General features: G+C 66.6%; 15 protein-coding genes and 2 riboswitches. Of the genes, 11 read left to right on the top strand and 4 right to left on the bottom strand.

What is annotated here, in order from left to right; genetic code table 11:
- Positions 1 to 278: 278 nt before the first annotated feature.
- From ACFY5D_RS11540 to ACFY5D_RS11530, 3 genes are all read left to right on the top strand, one after another.
- Complete coding sequence (locus tag ACFY5D_RS11540; RefSeq protein ID WP_387529443.1) at positions 279 to 938, top strand: 4a-hydroxytetrahydrobiopterin dehydratase; 660 nt, start codon at positions 279 to 281, stop codon at positions 936 to 938.
- Positions 939 to 1401: 463 nt separating this feature from the next.
- Positions 1402 to 1827 (top strand): aspartate 1-decarboxylase, encoded by a 426-nt coding sequence (gene panD / locus ACFY5D_RS11535; protein WP_387529440.1) that lies wholly within the window; start codon positions 1402 to 1404, stop codon positions 1825 to 1827.
- 80 nt (positions 1828 to 1907) lie between these two features.
- On the top strand, positions 1908 to 3596 hold the full coding sequence (locus ACFY5D_RS11530) for a long-chain-fatty-acid--CoA ligase (RefSeq protein ID WP_387529437.1): 1689 nt from the start codon (positions 1908 to 1910) through the stop codon (positions 3594 to 3596).
- Positions 3597 to 3620: 24 nt separating this feature from the next.
- On the opposite strand, the gene ACFY5D_RS11525 is transcribed toward ACFY5D_RS11530, so the two are convergent.
- Positions 3621 to 4451 carry a GyrI-like domain-containing protein gene (locus ACFY5D_RS11525; RefSeq protein WP_387529434.1) on the bottom strand — a complete coding sequence of 277 codons (831 nt, stop codon included), beginning with the start codon at positions 4449 to 4451 and terminating at the stop codon, positions 3621 to 3623.
- 123 nt (positions 4452 to 4574) lie between these two features.
- Positions 4575 to 6086, bottom strand: a complete 1512-nt coding sequence (locus ACFY5D_RS11520) for a M16 family metallopeptidase (protein WP_387529431.1) — start codon at positions 6084 to 6086, stop codon at positions 4575 to 4577.
- A 321-nt stretch (positions 6087 to 6407) separates the two neighbouring features.
- Here ACFY5D_RS11520 and lhgO point away from each other — a divergent pair, with 321 nt between their 5' ends.
- Positions 6408 to 7616 carry an L-2-hydroxyglutarate oxidase gene (gene lhgO, locus ACFY5D_RS11515; RefSeq protein ID WP_387529428.1) on the top strand — a complete coding sequence of 403 codons (1209 nt, stop codon included), beginning with the start codon at positions 6408 to 6410 and terminating at the stop codon, positions 7614 to 7616.
- A 67-nt stretch (positions 7617 to 7683) separates the two neighbouring features.
- Here the strand turns inward: lhgO and ACFY5D_RS11510 are convergent, their stop codons facing one another.
- Positions 7684 to 9378: an alkaline phosphatase D family protein gene (locus ACFY5D_RS11510; protein ID WP_387529425.1), complete on the bottom strand. Its 1695-nt coding sequence runs from the start codon at positions 9376 to 9378 to the stop codon at positions 7684 to 7686.
- A gap of 152 nt (positions 9379 to 9530) precedes the next feature.
- A riboswitch (guanidine-III (ykkC-III) riboswitch) is annotated at positions 9531 to 9596 on the top strand.
- Positions 9597 to 9607: 11 nt separating this feature from the next.
- Between ACFY5D_RS11510 and ACFY5D_RS11505 the strand changes: the two genes are divergently transcribed.
- The gene (locus ACFY5D_RS11505) at positions 9608 to 9922 is read left to right on the top strand and encodes a DMT family transporter (RefSeq protein WP_387529422.1); all 315 of its coding nucleotides are present in this window, start codon (positions 9608 to 9610) and stop codon (positions 9920 to 9922) included.
- Here the strand turns inward: ACFY5D_RS11505 and ACFY5D_RS11500 are convergent.
- The gene (locus ACFY5D_RS11500) at positions 9919 to 10569 is read right to left on the bottom strand and encodes a TetR/AcrR family transcriptional regulator (RefSeq protein ID WP_387529419.1); all 651 of its coding nucleotides are present in this window, start codon (positions 10567 to 10569) and stop codon (positions 9919 to 9921) included. The two genes, ACFY5D_RS11505 and ACFY5D_RS11500, sit on opposite strands and share 4 nt — an antisense overlap.
- Positions 10570 to 10830: 261 nt before the next feature.
- On the opposite strand from ACFY5D_RS11500, the gene ACFY5D_RS11495 reads away from it, so the two are divergent.
- The 6 genes from ACFY5D_RS11495 to ACFY5D_RS11470 all read left to right on the top strand — a co-directional run bounded on the left by ACFY5D_RS11495 (position 10831) and on the right by ACFY5D_RS11470 (position 17582).
- Positions 10831 to 12069: an MFS transporter gene (locus ACFY5D_RS11495; protein WP_387529416.1), complete on the top strand. Its 1239-nt coding sequence runs from the start codon at positions 10831 to 10833 to the stop codon at positions 12067 to 12069.
- A gap of 64 nt (positions 12070 to 12133) precedes the next feature.
- Positions 12134 to 13786, top strand: coding sequence for an amidohydrolase (locus ACFY5D_RS11490; RefSeq protein WP_387529413.1), 1653 nt, complete (start codon positions 12134 to 12136; stop codon positions 13784 to 13786).
- Between the two features lie 44 nt (positions 13787 to 13830).
- Positions 13831 to 15024: a serine hydrolase domain-containing protein gene (locus tag ACFY5D_RS11485; RefSeq protein ID WP_387529410.1), complete on the top strand. Its 1194-nt coding sequence runs from the start codon at positions 13831 to 13833 to the stop codon at positions 15022 to 15024.
- Between the two features lie 99 nt (positions 15025 to 15123).
- Positions 15124 to 15256: riboswitch (TPP riboswitch) on the top strand.
- Positions 15250 to 16476: a glycine oxidase ThiO gene (gene thiO, locus ACFY5D_RS11480; protein WP_387529407.1), complete on the top strand. Its 1227-nt coding sequence runs from the start codon at positions 15250 to 15252 to the stop codon at positions 16474 to 16476. (Overlaps the previous riboswitch by 7 nt.)
- The gene (gene thiS, locus ACFY5D_RS11475; protein WP_387529404.1) at positions 16473 to 16712 is read left to right on the top strand and encodes a sulfur carrier protein ThiS; all 240 of its coding nucleotides are present in this window, start codon (positions 16473 to 16475) and stop codon (positions 16710 to 16712) included. The genes thiO and thiS overlap by 4 nt, the downstream gene beginning before the upstream one ends.
- Positions 16713 to 16778: 66 nt before the next feature.
- Complete coding sequence (locus ACFY5D_RS11470) at positions 16779 to 17582, top strand: thiazole synthase (RefSeq protein ID WP_387529401.1); 804 nt, start codon at positions 16779 to 16781, stop codon at positions 17580 to 17582.
- Positions 17583 to 17713: the final 131 nt, after the last annotated feature.

Genomic DNA, 17713 nt, shown 5'->3' with positions numbered 1-17713 from the left:
TCCCCGGCGTGCCCGGGCCGGAAACGGCCGACCGGCACCGGAGGGTTGAAGCGAAGGGCCGGCACCTTGAGAAACCTCAAGGCACCGGCCCTTTGTCGTATGCGGAATTGGGCCGCGTCCTTTGTTCCAATCCGAGCCTGCGAAGCCTTTGGGCGGGGCCGCGTTGGTGGGAGACTTGCGGCATAGGCGGGCGAATCCCCGGGTGCACGCAAGACTTCGCACCACTGGCCGTTCAGGGGATCCCCGGAGTCGAAGGCCGGAACCACAAGGAGCGCATCATGCCCGCAAAAGATGTTCTGAGTACCGAACAAATCCATGCAAACCTGCTCCAGCTGCCGTTGTGGCGCTACGGGCTCGGGGCGCTGCGCACCGCCTTGAAATGTGAATCCTCGGCCGCGGCATTGTCGCTGTTTGCCGCCATCGGCGATCTGGCCCAGGACGCGAACCACCACCCCGACGTTGACTGGAGATACGACACCCTCTTCGTCACGCTCACGTCGCATGATGCCGGCGGGAAGGTGACTGCCCGAGATGCTGCACTGGCGCGTTCGATCTCCAGCCAAGCCGCGGTGTTCGGTGCCGTGGCGCGCCCGGAACTCCTGCGTACGGTGGAAATCGCCATCGACACGGACAACGCGGAAGGCATTTCCACGACCTGGAAAACCGCATTGGGTTACAAGGCGCGGAAAGACGGAACCCTGGCCGACCCGTTCGGGCGCGGTCCGGCGCTGTGGTTCCAGGAAACGGAGTCTCCCAACTCGAATCGATTCCACGTTGACGTCATGATTCCCTTTGCTGAAAGTGCAGCCGTGCTGGAGGCCTTGAGTGCAGATGGCGTGGAGCTTGATTACGAGCATGCGCCGATGTGGGTCGTTGTTTCCGATGCCCAAGGCAACCGGCTTTGCATCTCCACGGAGGCGGGACGGGACCTGGGGTAACAGCAGAAACCGGAGCAAACCGACGGCGCCCGGCCCCGCAAACCATTCCGCCGGCTCGGTCACATTCAGGTTTTCCACGATCGGGCAGGCGGCTGAGGCCGCCTGCCCGATGGGTCACTCAAGGCCCGCCCGCGATAGCCGACACCGCAGAGAACCGACAGGTCAGCCACTCGAATGATGTCCATTCGCGGCCGTTCGGCACCCCCTTGTGGATGTGCGCCGGGGAACCCGGAATGGCACGAACGATGCCCCGACTATGCCCGCAGAGTGTCATATAGGACACAAGGGTCTGGAAACAGTCTCGGCCGGGAGCCTAGAATCACTGTGTCGGAAATGCGAGCCAGTGAGGTAGTGGCTCGAGGGGTAAATTGAATCCCCTCCTTTCCGTCGGAGGAATTGTTGCCGCTCGAACCGGAACCATTCGCCGGTCCATGCCTTGCCTTCTACACACCCGGGAACCACCATGCAGCGCACCATGTTCAAATCCAAGATCCACCGTGCAACCGTCACCCACGCCGACCTGCACTACGTCGGATCCGTCACCGTTGATTCGGATCTCCTGGATGCGGCAAACATCCTTCCCGGCGAACTGGTTTCCATTGTCGACATCACCAACGGCGCCCGGCTGGAAACCTACACCATTGCCGGGGAACGCGGGTCGGGGGTCATCGGAATCAACGGGGCTGCAGCCCACCTGGTCAACGTGGGCGACCTCGTCATCCTCATTACGTACGCGGCCATGGACGATGCCGAGGCCCGCGCCTTCGAGCCGGCGGTGGTGCACGTGGATGCGAACAACCGCATGGTCCTGCTGGGTTCGGAACCCGCGGAGGCCGTTGTCGATGGCATGTACACCCCGCCGTTTGCGCTCTTCGCCGCCGCCGAATAGCGGGCCGGCCGCGCAAAAAGTGGCCAAGGACGCGCCGTTACCAGTCGTTGCGCGGCTTTGGTTCGCGGCATGATGGTTCCATGGACAACACCGCAACACAGCCCTGGGTCAAGAACTACCAGCCGGGAGTCCCGGCCGAGATCGAGTTGCCGACCGAATCGCTGAGCGCAATGTTCGAGCGCTCCGTCGCCCGGGCGGGGGACAGCCCCGCCACCGAGTTCTTCGGCCGGCGCACCAGCTACCGCGAGCTCGGCGAGCAGGTGGGCCGCGCCGCCGAGGGCCTGCGCAAGCTCGGCGTGAAGGCGGGGGACAGGGTCGCGCTGATCCTGCCGAACTGCCCGCAGCACGTCGTCGCGTTCTACGCGGTGCTTCGCCTGGGCGCCGTGGTCGTCGAGCACAACCCGCTCTACACCTCGCGGGAACTGCGCCACCAGTTCGAGGACCACCAGGCGCGCATTGTCATCGCATGGGACAAAGCCGCGGCGGCCGTGCGCGAGTTCCCCAAGGACGTGCAGCTTGACCACGTGGTCTCGGTGAACCTTCTCGATGCCTTCCCGACCGCCAAGCGCCTGGCGCTGAACCTGCCGGTGAAGAAGCTGCGCGAGACCAAGTCATCGCTGACGGCTCCGGCCCCGGGCACCATGTCCTGGAAGGACCTTCTGAAGTCCGCTCCGCTCGACCCGGCGCACCCGCGCCCGGACGTGAAGGACCTTGCAGTCATCCAGTACACCTCAGGCACCACCGGGGCGCCGAAGGGCGCCATGCTGACGCACTACAACCTGTATGCCAACGCGCTGCAGGGCGAGGCGTGGATGGCGGGGGCCCAGGAGCGCAAGGAAATCCTCTACGCGATCCTTCCGATGTTCCACGCCTTCGGCATGACGCTGTACCTGACCTTCGGCGTCAAGAAACAGGGCCTGCTGGTGCTCTTCCCGAAGTTCGACCCTGACTTGATCCTGGCGGCGATGAAGAAGTCCCCGGCCACCGTGTACTGCGCCGTGCCGCCGATCTACGAGCGCACGGCCATGGCAGCCAAGGAAAGGGGCGTCTCGCTGCGCTCCGCCAAGTACTGCATCTCCGGTGCCATGAACCTGCCGGACCACGTGGTGGAACTCTGGGAGTCGGTTTCCGGCGGGCTTCTGGTGGAGGGCTACGGCATGACCGAATCCTCCCCGGTCGCCCTCGGCAACCCGTTCCACCCGACCCGCCGCGCCGGGACGATCGGCGTGCCGTTCCCCTCGACGCTGATGAAGGTCGTGGACCTGGACGATCCGGAACTCGAGGTGGAACAGGGCGAGCCCGGCGAGCTGCTGATCAAGGGCCCGCAGGTGTTCCAGGGATATTGGAACAACCCGGAGGAAACCGCGAAGACCTTGACCAAGGACGGCTGGCTGCGGACGGGCGACGTGGTGACCGTCGATGCCGACGGGTTCACCAAGATCGTTGACCGGGCCAAGGAACTGATCATCACCGGCGGCTTCAACGTGGCCCCGACCGAGGTCGAATCGGTGCTGCGACTGCACCCGGCCGTCAAGGACGCCGCCGTGTTCGGCAAGCCGCTTGAACGCGGCGGGGAAATGGTGGTTGCCGCCGTCGAACTGGAACCCGGCGTTGAACTCGATGAGGACGCCCTGCGCGAGCACTGCCGCGGCCAGCTGGCCGGATACAAGGTGCCCAAGCGGATCGTGGCGATCGAGGACCTGCCGCGCTCGATGCTCGGCAAGATCCTGCGCAAGCAGGTCCGCGAGCAGGTGGCCCCGGGGCTCTAGGGCACCTGCGAACCCCGCAGGGACTCAGGCGAATGGCCAGGCGACGGTCATCTCGGTGGGCTCCGCCGCCCACGGCAGGACATGCCAGATTTCGTGGGGCGGGCCCACCCGGGTGGCTCCCGCCTTCTCGATCCAACCGCAGACCTGGTCGTACGCGGCAAGGATCGCGGGGAAGTCCGTTTCGGCCCCGCTGACGGTGACGGTCGCGTAGCGTCCGCCGGCCAGCCGGTAGCTGCGCACCGGGTCTGTTGCTTGATCGGACGATAGTTCGGCGAGGGAATCGACGGGCAGGCACACCTCGAGCGGCCCGTCGGATTCCTCGGTGATCTCCCGGTGGAAGATCCCGAACGGCGGGCCGACAACGGTCAACCCGTTCTCCTTCGCGAGAGCTCGAAGCTCTTCCAGTCGATTCTTGATGCCGTCATCCAGGTCCTTCACCGTGCAGCGCAGCATGGCGGAGAGCAGGTGCCGTTCGGGTTCGAGAATGGAGGTTACGTTTTCCATGGGGTTTCCTGTCAGGTGGGCCCGCACCTGGGCGAGCAACGTGGAGATGGATTCGGTGTTGCTGCGAACCGCCGCTTCGTGTTCGAGGAGTTGTTCCAGGGCAGCCGCGGGGGCATCGGCAACATGCCCCATGAATGCGGCAATCGCATCCAGCGACATGCCCGCGGCCCGCAACATGGAAATGATCCGCCCCTGGCCGCATTGCTCCGGCGCGTAGTAGCGGTACCCGCTGAAGCGGTCGACCAAAACGGGCACCAGCAGCCCCCGCTCGTCGTAGAGACGCAAGGCCTTGGGCGACAGCAGCGTCGACTCGGAAAAGGCGCCGATGCTCAACAGGTTTTCGCGGTTCATGGTTCCAGCCTGAACGTTGCCCCTGGGGGAGTGTCAACTTTTCGTTTCCGTGCCTGACTGGTGCGTTGCCGTGAATCTTCGGCCAGGCGGGGCCGGTGCAGGCTGAATCGTCCCTTGCAGGGGTCAGCCGTTCTCGAGGGCGGCGACGCGTTGCAGGTGATCCGGGACTGCGGCGCGGATTCGCGAAACCGCATCCTCGCCGCGCCTGAACCATGCCGAGAGGAATTCGAGCTGGAACGCATCAAGGGTGTAGAGGGTGATCAACTCGGGTCCCCCGTCAAGCAGCCCGCGTTCCATGCCGACGATTGCCTCCCAGTGCACGGCCGTGGTGTCTCCGAACACGGTGAGTTCAACGCCTTCCCGGCCGACCACCAGACGGGCATCGGCCGGGGCCCCGGCGAATCTCGCCAGGAGCCCGCGTTTGTAGACCTCGCCCTGCAGCCCGGTCTTGGTTTCCGAGCGCCTGGGCGGAAACACGACGCCGGTGCGTTCATCCACTTCCTCGGGAATGGCTTCCTCCGGGAGGCCGACCAGCAGGGTCGATTCAAGGCCTGCAAGGTGCTTGGCCGTCAGCTGCGGGGTGTAGGCCTCCAGCGATTCCGCAATGTCCTTCCAGAACCAGGGGCGTTGGCCACAGAGTTCGGAAACCGCGCATTGGTACGCCTCCGTCTGTTCAGAGCCGGGTTCGGCCCGATCGGATGACAAAATGGCGGAGAGCCGAGCTATTTCTTCGGGCGTGAGCCCGGTGTCCCTCAGGGCCCGTAGTTCGTCGATGACGCGGCCCGCGACTTCGGCAGCATTGCGCGGGGCCACGTTTATGGTTGCGACAAAGAGCGAAGAGTTGTCATCCACGGTCACGCTGGAACAGGCCGCTCCGTAGACCAGCCCATGTTCACGCCGCAGTCCCTCATGGATCCTCCGCTCCAGGGATTGCTGAACCAGATGGTCCACGCCGGTTGCGCCATCGGCGTTGCCCGGAATCCTGAACGAAATCACCAGTTCCGCTCCGCCGCTGACGTACTCGGCCGGGCCCGGCGACCCAATGCGATGTGCGGCCCCCAGAGGCCGGCGCGGGCCGTCGGGAAGCGGGAGCCGCAAATCGGCGGGCGGCTCCGCCGTGCAAACCAGGACGGCGTTGCCGCGGGTGAAGTATGTGGCCGCATGCCGGGCCACGTCCTCGGTCCCCAGCCGGTCAAGGTACTTCTCATCGACGAAGGCCATCCCCGGCCCGGACAATCCGTAGTGGTTCGTGAGTGCTTCCGCCATTTCCGGAGGCACGGGCGATGTTGCGCCCTCGGCTTCCATGATGTTGAGTTCCTTGGCCAGCATCGATCCATCGACGCGGCCGCTCGCAAGTGCGCTGAGCGACTCGCACACCGCATTCAGGGACTCTGCGACTTCCGTCGGTGTTCCGTCGAAAGTGAACTCCGTGATGCCCAGCGCCACCTCGCCATTCGAATCGTGGTTCGGCACCGGAGCGCCGGAAAACGCGAGATGCTCAACCAGGTGCGTGATCCCGGCCGTGGCAAAGGTTTCATCTCGAACGCCTACCCGGAACACCAGCGATGCGCCGAAGCGGCCCGGTTGGTTGGTCCAGCGGACCGGCACGTCATCGACCACGGAGGAATGAATCATCGGTTGCAGGCCTCTCATCAGGGATCCGAATGTTCAGATATGGCATATGGCGGTTTTCACCCGATCCTAGCCCAGCGTCCCCTGATCTGGCGTTGCCTCGAATCAATATCGTGCCGCTCTTCTTGCTGGCAGCCGTCCGCCTACGGCGGTTACGCCGGCGGGCTGCAACCAGCCGGCCCGTGGGCTCTGGGGCCCACTCTTCCCAGGCAGGCTCGAATACGCATATCGTTTCCCTGACGCCGCGGGAACTGGCCACGTCTCGGAAACCGGGCCGACCAGGGGAAGAGCCGGGCACCACCGCAGCGATAAGGACGACGTGAGATGGAACAACGAATAGCAATCATTGGCGGCGGCATCATCGGGGTTGCCCTGGCGCGTGCCCTTGCCCAACGGCAGGCCGGCGAGGTCACGCTCTTCGAAAAGGAAGACCGGCTGGCCAAGCACCAGACCGGCCACAACTCTGGAGTTGTCCACGCCGGCCTGTACTACGCGGAGGGGTCGCTCAAGGCCAAGCTGTGCGCCGCGGGGCGCGTGGCAATCAGGGAATTCTGCCTGGAAAAGTCGCTGCCGTACCGCGAGCTCGGAAAGCTGGTGGTGGCCATCGACGACTCCGAACTCGCGGCGTTGGCCGACATCGAGAAGCGGTCCCGAGCCAACGGGGTTCCCGGGCTCGTCAGGATCGAGGATTCCGCCGGGTTGCGCGAGATCGAACCGCACGTTGCGGGTGTGGCGGCCCTGCACTCCCCGCATACGGCTGTTGTCGACTATGCGGCGATCACCGAGGCCATGGCGCAGGACGTGCGTGCAGCGGGCGGGACGATCATGTTGGGCCAGGAAGTCACGGCGCTGGCCATCGAGCGCGGACGGGTCCGGGTGTCCACACCTGTTTTCGACGGGGTTTTCGACAGGGTCATCGCCTGTGCCGGGCTGCAGTCTGACCTGGTTGCGCGGATGGTCGGGGGCGATCCCTCGCCCAAGATCCTGCCCTTCCGCGGCGAGTACTGGCATCTGTCGGGGGAGGCGAACCACCTGGTCAAGGGCATGGTCTATCCGGTGCCGGACCCGCGGTTCCCCTTCCTGGGCGTGCACTTCACCCGCGGCGTGTACGACGACGTGCACATGGGCCCCAACGCCGTGCCGGCCCTGGCCCGCGAGGGCTACAGCTGGTCCAGGATTTCTGTTCGGGACACCCTCGAATCCCTGCGGTGGCCGGGTGCCTTTCCGCTGGCAAAAAGGCATTGGCGCATGGGCATCGACGAGATCGGCGGATCGCTGGTCAAGTCCCTTTCCTACCGGAAGGCGCAACGGTTCATCCCCGAACTGAAGCCCGCCGACCTCGCGGAGAAGGCCTCCGCCGGTGTCCGGGCACAGGCCTGGGGGAGGGACGGTTCGCTGGTGGACGACTTTGCGGTGGACCAGGTGGGGCCGGTGACATTGCTGCGCAACGCGCCATCGCCCGCCGCGACGTCGAGCCTGTCCATTGCCCAGTACATCCTGGAGAACTACCTGCAGGTCGACGTCCGGCCATAGCGGCGACCTTAGGGACCTCATGCCGGAATGCGGCCCCACCATGGGCGGCGACCCTTCCGTGACGGATTCAGCCCCGCCTCGCCTTGAGGGTTGCCTCGGCGACAGTGTCCAACCTCGGGTGCAGTTGGTCCCCATCCTCAATCACCCCGGTGAGCCAGCTCAGTGCCAGCCCATCGCCGGTGGCCTCCAGGATTGCGAGGTTGTTGTCGAACCAGGGGCCCTCGATTTCTTTCCAACGAAACGGCGGGTTTGGCACATGCGCGGCCCGTGCCATCCAAGCCCCGAATGGGACGGCGGGTCCGAAGGCCATGGCTGCGGCAAAGTAGCGCAGGAACCGGGGCAGCGGGTTGCGGATTGGCGAACAGACCGCCTGCAGGATGCGGCTGCCGTTCTCCCGTTCGACTTCGGAGACGTAGGAGAAGTGGACGTCGCCGGAGAGGAACGTGACGGTCTGCGGGGCGGGGCCGCGCTTGCCGTCGGCGACCTCGGTGGCGAAGCGGGCCACATCATGAAAGCTGCGCTGGAATGCCGCCCAGTGTTCAAGGTCCACGGCCAGGCGCAACCGTTCACCGAGCCAGGCCTGGGGCCTTCCGCGTTTCCCGGAGGAGAGGACCTCGTCCCAGGACTCCACGTGGTGCAGGCCCATGGGCAGCAGGAACGGTAGCGACGTACCGATCAGCAAGTGGCGGAAACCGCCGCGCATCCGCTCGTCGAGCCACACAAGCTCCGCCGGATTGAGCAGCGCGCGCTGCCCGGGTTCAAGCTTGCGTGCGGCCCGGGAATCCACCACGATCAGGCGCACCTGATCCCAGTCACGGCAGTAGCTCCACCTGTAGCTTTCCGGCCGGGCATCGACCCGTTCGGCGAATGCATCCAGGTCCGCCGTCAGATCCAGTTCGCCTGGATCGGTGTGGGCGGAGACGCGCTGCCACAGCGGATCCGCTGCCCGCTCCCTGGGAGAGAGGTTGCCGAGATGCTGATAGACCCAGTACGCACCGAGCCCGGAAACTATGCGCTGGTGCCACCAGTCGGTCTTTTGCATGCCTTGTTTCCAGCCCAGTGAGGAGTTCCAGTCGTCGCGGATATCGTGGTCGTCGAAAATCATGGCGCTGGGCAGGGTTGAGAGAAGCCAGCGGTTGGCAGGGTCAGACCATGCCAACCGATACAGGTGGGCGTATTCCTCGAAGTCCTTCAGCTCGGCCCCGGGCTCTTCCTTGATGTTGCGGCGTTTGCGGATGAAATCCTGCATCTCCTGGCTGGTTGAGTCCGCATAGACCTGGTCGCCGAGGAACAGCGCCAGGTCGGGCCAGCGCTCGCGCCCGTCCCCGGCCATGGACAGGGCGTAGGCGCGCATCGCGTCGACGCCGTGTTTGCGATTTCCGGATTCGTCATGCGGAACACTGGTGCGGCAGGAGCCGAAGGCCAGCCGTGGTTCCTTGCCCGGATCGAGGGTGGCGATCATCGAGTCCGGGAATCCGTCGTCGACGGGCCAGACGAGGTCTCCGTCCAGATGCACGGCATAGGGGAGTACGCTTCCGGCAGCCAGCCCTGACACCTCAACGAGAGCGTAGTGGTGCCCGTGCGCGGCAAAGGTCTTGGCCCGCCAAGCGTCCTCGCCGCAACGGACCTCGACGGTGCAGGCCGCGGCGGTTTCGACCCAGATGCTGGCGCACGAGTTGTCCACGTGCCGGAGCATCGGCCCGAGTATGAGGCCTTGTGCGCGCTCGGTTTGGTTGTCCGCTTCCGTGGGTCCAGCGATCATCGGTTGTCCCGCCTCTGGTGGTGCCGGTGAACCCAGACTGGCACATCAAAACCGATTGCCATAGACCGGTTTCGGTCGAGGAGGGATCCGGCCTTGGAGCTGGCGCTGGTGTAAGAAGTTGCCATCGGACCGGGGGTGTGCGACCTTAGGAGGAAGACCCTATGACAGGGGATCCGGACGATGGGTGCCGTACCCGGTGTGCGACAAGACGGCCCTTTAGGAGACTGTCATGTCCTGGCTCGTGCTTATCATTTCCGGTGTTCTTGAGGCCGTTTGGGCCACTGCCCTGGGCAAATCCGAAGGCTTTACCCGTTTGGCCCCGTCCATCGTCTTTGTGGTGGGCCTGATCGCAAGCATGCTTGGACTTGCGTACGCGATGAGGGAACTTCCGCTGGGCACCGCCTACGCGGTGTGGGTTGGAATCGGCGCGACGTTGACCGTCGTCTATGCCATGGCCACGGGCGGCGAATCGGTTTCGCTGCTGAAAGTACTCTTTCTCGTCATGATCGTCGGTGGCGTGGTGGGACTCAAGTCCCTTCACTAGAAGGAAGTTTCCCCCGACCCCGACACGCCCTGGTCCTGCAGGTGCCCCTCCAGCCGGACGCGCATGGCGGCCAGCAGCATCGCAAGCCCGATTTCGAAGGCCTGGTTGCTGCGCACCTTTCCGCGCGGTTCCAGCTCCAGGAGGCGTCCCAAATTTCGGGTTTCGCCTTCCGGCCGCCAGACTGCATCGGGTGCCGCGTAGTCCAGTCCCGACCCGAGCGCGAACGCGTCGAAAAGCTGGACGAGCACCAGCACCTCGTCGTCGGGAAAACCCGCGTCGACTAGCGATGAAGCGATGGAGTCATAGGCCGTGATGGCCTGCTGGTCGGTCACGGTGCTGGTGGCGATCAGCGGCACGATGTGCGGGTGCGAGGTGTACATGAGGCGCTCTGCACGGATGATCGACTCGATGGTCTCGTCCCACGGCGCATTGACGGGCAGGTCCGCCATGTAGCGCTCCGCCAGCCGGCCGCGCACCAGCTCGATTATGGCCACTAACCCCTGGACGTGGTTGTACAGGGACGGCGGCTTGACCCCCAGTGCGCGGGCCAGGGCGTTGACCCCGAAGGGCTCCCCGGAGTCGATGAGCTCGATGGCTGCGTCGGCGATGATTTCCGCCGTGAGCACGGGGCGGTGCGGTCGGGCCATGGGGCTGCATCCTGGGGTCGGGGGCAATCGGTCGTGGGCGGGTTGGTGTCCCGCCGGCTTCTCACAAGCCTAGACGCTTCCCGGGGTGGTTCTTCGTGGGTCCTTGGCCGGGGAACTTCGAAAAAGGGTCTTCCCAAATGGTGTGACGGCAGTCATAATCGTTAAAACTAACACCGTTAGTTTACGTGAATGTCGCCCCTCGGGCGCATTCCCCGCTCACCGTTTCCACGTCGTCAGTGTCAGAATCCTGGAGAGACTCCCATGTCCCACGCTCCCCACGCCGGCCGCATCCCCCTGCGGCTGCCCAGCGCCTCGGCCACCTTTGCCATCGCCATCGCCGGTTACCTCGGCGTCAACCTTTCGCCGTACATGATCACCGCGCTGGAGGCGTCCATCGGGGTCGACTTCATCACCGCCGGGTGGATCGTCACCGGGGTGCTGCTGGCCACCGCGATCGTCGGCCTGTCCGTTGCGCCGCTGTGCGCCGGGCGCTCACGGCTTTCCGTGGCCCGCGGCGGGCTGCTCCTGGGCGTGCTGGCCTTCGGCGCCGCGGCGCTGGTTCCCAGCCCGGCAGTGATCATCGCCGGCCTGCTGGTCGGCGGTGCCGGTGCCGGCGGTGCGGTTGCCGCCTCCGGCGCCGCCTTCGCCGCTTTCATCAACCCTGACCGCGTTGCCGGGTTCAACGGGCTGGCAAACCGCGCGATCATCACCGTGGTGCTCGCCGTGCTGCCGGTGCTGGGGCTCGCCCCGATCAACGTCTTCGGCGCGTTGGCGCTGTTCAGCCTGATCGGCCTGGTGCTCAGCGGCTGGCTGCCGCAGGTGCCGGTCGGGAACCCGCAGGCCGCGGCACTGCCGATGCCATCGGGGACCCCGGCCCATCGGTCCGCCGACCGCCGGGTGACCATTGCCGGCTTCACCCTGCTGGTCGTCTTCGCGCTGTGGGCCGTGACCGAGGATTCGCTCTGGGCCATGGGCGGGGTGCTCGGCGAATCGCAGGCCGGTGTGACCCCGGAAGGCCTGGGCCTGGCGCTCAGCGGTGCCACGGCCGGCGGGCTGATCGGCTCGGTCCTGCTGATGATCGTCGGCGACAAACTCGGCCGCGCCGTGCCGTTGGCCGTCTTGATGCTGCTCGGGAGCGCCCTGAAAATCGCCACCGGGTTCGCCACCGACCCCACCGTGTTCATCGTCCTGTTCATCGCCTGGAACACCGTCTACGCCGTCGCGTTCATGTACTTTGTGGCGGTGTCCGCGGCGCTCTCCGCCGACGGCCGTTGGTCCGGCCCGTTGCTGGCCGTCTACCTTGTCGGTTCCAGCCTGACCCCGATCATCGGCGCGGCCTTGCTGGCATGGCTCGGCAACCACGGATTCACCATTTTCCTCGGCGTCTCGAGCATGCTGCTGGCCGTCCCGACGGTTGCCGTCGCAGTGCTCGCCACCCGCCTGTACCGCGCCCCGTCCGTGACCGCCCCGGTGGAGTCGCCGGATGTCCTGGCCAAGTAGGCGGCAGGAACATCCGGCAACGCCAGCCCTTCACGAAAACTTCAACACCCAGGAGAATCCCCGCATGACCACCACGCTGTACATCAACGCCCGCATCTTCACCGCCGACACGGACCCGGAGGCGTCCTGGGCCGAGGCCCTGGTCGTCGACAACGGGAAGATCGCCTTTGCCGGAACCGCAGCCAAGGCCCTGGCCTTCGCCGGGCCGGACGCCGAATCGGTCGACCTCGAAGACCGCCTGGTGGTTCCCGGCTTCATCGACTCGCACACCCACCTGCTGATGACCGGCGAGGCGCTGGCCAAGGTCGAACTCACCTCCGCGCGCACGCTGGAGGAAATCCAGGCCCGGCTCGCCGCAGCGCGCGCCGCGGCACCCGGGGCCGCCCGCGTGCTCGGCCGCGGTTGGCTCTTCGATTCGGTTCCCGACGGCAAGCCGACGGCCGCCATGCTCGATGCGGCGGTCCCCGACGTGCCCGTCTACCTGGACAACAACGACTACCACTCCTGCTGGGTCAACGGCGCGGCCCTTGCCGAACTGGGCATCACCCGCGAGACCCCGGACCCGCTGGGCGGGCGGATCGTGCGCGACGACAACGGCGACGCCACCGGCCTGCTGCTGGAAACCGCGGCCCAGCAATTCGTGTGGCCACACCTCGCCTCCGTGACCAGCGACGCCGAGCGCGATGCGGGCCTGGACCGCGTCTTCGAGGCGTACCTGGCCGCAGGTGTCACCGGCGCCGTGGACATGGCCTTCGACGAGATCGGCCTGGCCACCGTGGAACGCGCCCTGCAGCGCCACGGCGGCAGGCTGCCCATGCGCCTGGCGGCGCACTGGTTCGTCTCCAACACCGGGGACGAGGCGGAAAACGTCGCCCAGGTGCGGCGCGCGGCCGAGCTGGCGGCCCGCGACTTCGGCCCGGGGTTCCGGGTGGTCGGCGTGAAGTTCGTTTCAGACGGGGTGATCGACGCCTGCACCGCCGCCATGCACGAACCGTACTTCGACGGCAGCAACGAGGGGCCGATCTGGCCGCTCGAGCAGCTCAAGCCGGTCCTTGCGGCCGCGGACGCCGCGGGGCTGCAGGTCGCCGTGCACGCCATCGGCGACGCGGCCAGCACCATCGCGCTGGACGCGATCGAACACGCCGCCGACCTGAACGGGCCGCGGGAGCGCCGCCACCGGATCGAGCACCTCGAGTACGCGGCGCCCGGCACCGCCGAACGCATGGCACGGCTCGGCGTCACCGCGTCCATGCAGCCGGTGCACACCGACTCCGCGGTGCGCGACAACTGGGACGCGATGCTCGGGGACGAGCGCACCGAGCGCGGCTTCGCCTGGCCGGAGTACGAGGCCGCCGGCGCGCTGCTGGCCTTCTCCTCCGACGCGCCGACCGCGCCCTACGCGGCGCTGCCGAACCTGTACGTCGCCACGACCCGGCGCTCGGCGCTGGATCCCGCCCGCGGCGCGGTCGAGCCGGACCTGGCCCTGCCGCTGGCCAGCGCGCTCATCCACGCAACCCGCGACTCCGCCCAGTCCGTGGGCGACGGCGCCACCCACGGACGCCTGGCCGCGGGGTACGCCGCTGACTTCGTCGTCATCGACGCGGACCCCTTCACCGAGGGCAACGACGTGCTGCTCACCGCCCGCGTGCTGCGAACCGTGGTGGCCGGGCAGGACGCCTACGACGCGGAACTCGCCGCGTCCGGTCAGGCCGTCTAGCGCGCCCCACGTCCCCGAACCAGCCCCCGAGAAGAGAGAAGCCCATGACAGATTCCGCCGACCTGCACCGTCCCAGCGCCGCGAATTGGCAGGAACCCGAGCACCTGCGCTGGTCTTTCCAGCACATGGACGAGCTTTTCCCGAGCGCAAGCATCGCCGCCGCCGGCCCGGCGGCCGAACTCGCCAGGCAACCGCGGGACCTCAGGTCCGTTGAGGTGCCGCTGCCCGGCGGCGTCAGCCTGAGTGTCGCCGAGATCCTGGCCGAGACCCGCACCGACGCCTGGGCGGTGCTGCACGGGGACCGGCTGGTCACCGAGGAGTACTTCGGGGAGATGGGTCCCGACACCCGGCACCTGCTGATGTCGGTGAGCAAGTCGATCGTCTCCAGCGTCGTGGGATCGCTCGCCGCCGACGGCCTGATCGATATCGAGCTGCCGATCGAACACCATGTCCCGGCACTTCGGGACAGCGGCTACGCGGGCGCCACGGTGCGCGCCATCCTGGACATGCGAAGCGGCATCAGGTTCAGCGAGGAGTACCTCGACCCCGATGCCGAGGTGCGCAAACTCGATGCCTCGGTCGGCTGGGCACCCCCGCGCGCCGACACCCCCGGAACGCTGAAGGAATTCCTGGCAACACTGGAACGCGAGCGGGAACACGGTGGGCATTTCGCCTACCGCAGCTGCGAAACCGACGTGCTGGGCTGGCTCTGCGAGGAAGCCGGAGGCAAGCCGTTCGCGGAGCTTGCCTCCGAACGCGTGTGGTCCAAGCTCGGCGCCCGCAGCGACGCCGTCATGTGCGTTGATTCGCAAGGCACGGGAATGTTCGACGGCGGCATCAGTGCCACGCTCACGGACGCGGTCAAGTTCGGGGCGATGATCCGTGACGGCGGTGTGTCGCTGACCGGTGAATGGGTGTTGGATGCCGGGTGGGTCGACGACATCTTTGCAGGGGGAGGGGACTCAACGGAGGCCTTTGCAGCGGGTCCCCACGGGAAAGGCATGCCCGGAGGCAAGTACAGAAGCCAATTCTGGTTCATGTCCGGCGACAGGACTACGGCTTACTGCCTGGGGATCCACGGGCAGATGATTTACATCAACCGCGCGAGCGGCGTGGTTGGGGTCAAGCTTTCTTCCACGGCCTTGCCCGTCGACCCGTTCGAGGGGCCCGCTGCAGCAGCAGCCTTCATGGCGGTCAGCGAGCACCTGCTGGAGGCCGATGCCCGGACCGCCGACTGACACGGATCGCCTGTTCGGGCTTTGAGGCACCCGAACGGACGATCGCGGGGCGTCGACGTCATCTGCGACGATGATGCGGCTCGTATCCCCTACACTGGGTTTCGTACCGCGGGAGCCAGTGATGCTGGCTGAGAGGGCGCCGTAAGCGCCGACCGACAGACGCCTTCCCGACACGGAAGGCGTGGAACCTGATCCGGATCATGCCGGCGTAGGGAAGGAGCCTTCATGTCGTGCACCCTGTCCGACCACATCACCACCGATCTTGCCGTTGTCGGCGGCGGAATCGTGGGCCTCGGCATCGCCTGGGAGGCCCGGCGTGCGGGCCGCCGGGTGGCGCTCATAGACCCGGCCCCCGGAACCGGCGCGACCTTTGCCGCGGCCGGCATGCTTGCGCCGGTCAGCGAGCTTCACCACCAGGAAGAAGACCTGCTGGAACTGACGCTGGCCTCCGCCGAACGCTGGCCGGCCTTCGCCGCAACCCTGCCCACGGGCCCGGCCGGGAGCTGTTTTTCGACCACTCCGACGCTGGTGGTGGGTGCCGATCCCGCCGATCGCCAGGCGCTGGCCGACCTGTGCGAGGCCCAGCATCGGCAGGGCCTGGAGGTCAGCCGGCTCAGCCTCAGGGAGGCCCGGGCGCTCGAACCCCTGCTGTCCCCGAACCTTGCCGCGGCCTATCTGGTGCCGCGCGACCACCAGGTCGATCCGCGCGCGGTGGCCCGCGCGATCCTCGACGGCCTGGCGGTTGTCGCCGGGGGCGACGACGCGACGCAGCCTGGTTGCCTGGTGGGCACCAACGCCGCCTCCCTGCTGCACGAGGATCCCGAAAACACCCACTCCCGCATCACCGGGGTGCTGCTCGCGGACGGACGCGAGGTCCATGCCCGGGAAGTCGTCGTGGCCAACGGGCACGGCGCCGCGCACTTGGATGGTTTGCCGCACGGCCTGCGCCTCCCGCTGCGGCCGGTGTACGGGGACATCCTGCGGCTGCGCGTGCCCGAAAACCTGCAACCGCTGGTCACCGCCACACTGCGCGGCCAGGTCCGCGGACTTCCCGTGTACGTGGTTCCGCGCAGCGACGGAACCGTGGTCATCGGCGCCACCTCCCGTGAGGACGGGTCCGTCGGGGTCAGCGCCGGCGGTGTGCACCAACTGCTGCGGGACGCCCAGGTGCTCCTGCCCGCCGTGGCCGAGCTCGAATTGCTGGAAACCACCGCACGGGCACGACCGGGGACGCCGGACAACGCGCCGCTGCTGGGCCGCGTGGCCGATGCCCACGGAACGGACATCCCCGGGCTCATCCTCGCCACCGGCTTCTTCAGGCACGGCGTGCTGCTGACGCCGATTGCCGCCCACATCGCCACAGAGTTGTTGCACGGCAGGAGCGACCCCGCCTGGGATCGTTTCCGCCCCGATCGTTTCTCGCCAGCCCTTCACCTCCAGGAGATTTCATGACAACCATCCAGCTCAACGGCACCCCCCACCCGCTGGTCGACGGAAGCACCCTGTCCGACCTGGTCGCCACGCTGACCGGCAGGACCCTGCTGCCCACCGGGCACCCCGTCGACGGCGGCAGGCTGGGTGTGGCCGTGGCGTTGAACGCGGGCATCGTCCCGCGCAGCCGATGGTCCGCCACCGGGCTCCAAGTCAATGACGAGGTGGAAATCGTCACCGCAGTGCAGGGCGGCTGAAGCTCCCCTTGACCCGGCGGCCGGCGCGGTCGCCACCCATAGTCTCCTGGAAGAAAGCAGCGAACCATGAACAACGTACTCACCCAGACCGACCCGCTGATCATCGACGGCATTGAGTTGGGATCCCGCCTGATCATGGGCACCGGCGGAGCCCCGAGCCTGGAGGGACTGGGCGCGGCGCTTGTAGCCTCCGGAACGGAACTCACCACGGTCGCCATGCGCAGGTACAGCGCCCCCGATGCCGCGACGAGCGGCGGAAACAACCTCTTTGGCCTGTTGCTTGAGAACAACATCCGGGTCCTGCCCAACACCGCGGGATGTTTCACCGCCCGCGAGGCCCTGATGACCGCGGAGCTGGGCCGCGAGGCACTGGAAACCGACTGGGTGAAGCTGGAGGTCATCGCTGACGAACACACCCTGCTTCCCGACGCCGTTGAACTGGTGGACGCCACTGAGCAGCTGGTGAACCGCGGCTTCAAGGTGTTTGCGTACACCAACGACGACCCGGTGCTGGCGCTCCGCCTGGAGCAGCTCGGGGTTGCGGCGGTCATGCCCCTGGGTGCACCCATCGGAACCGGACTGGGCATCCTGAACCCGCACAACATCGAACTGATCGTGGCGCGGGCAGGGATCCCGGTGATTCTTGATGCCGGGATCGGCACTGCCTCCGACGCGGCGTTGGCCATGGAATTGGGGTGCGATGCTGTTTTGCTGGCCTCCGCCGTGACCCGCGCCCAGGACCCGGTTCGCATGGCCGAGGCCTTCAAGCACGCGGTTCTCGGAGGTCGTTTGGCCGCACTCGCGGGACGCATCCCCAAGCGCGAGCACGCTTTGGCTTCCTCCGCCATGGAGGGCCGCGTTCGCCTGTAGTTTTTTCCGACGCCGATCGGCTCGATAATGATTTTTTCGACGTTTGACAAAGATATTTTCTTGCCGAATTCACGTAAAGTGACGCCGTTTTCACGCGCCAAATTTATTGCCTTGACTGTTGATAACAAACG

This window comes from Paeniglutamicibacter sp. NPDC012692 (assembly GCF_042901625.1).
Taxonomy (GTDB): domain Bacteria; phylum Actinomycetota; class Actinomycetes; order Actinomycetales; family Micrococcaceae; genus Paeniglutamicibacter.
This window is presented reverse-complemented; position numbering and strand designations above follow the sequence as displayed.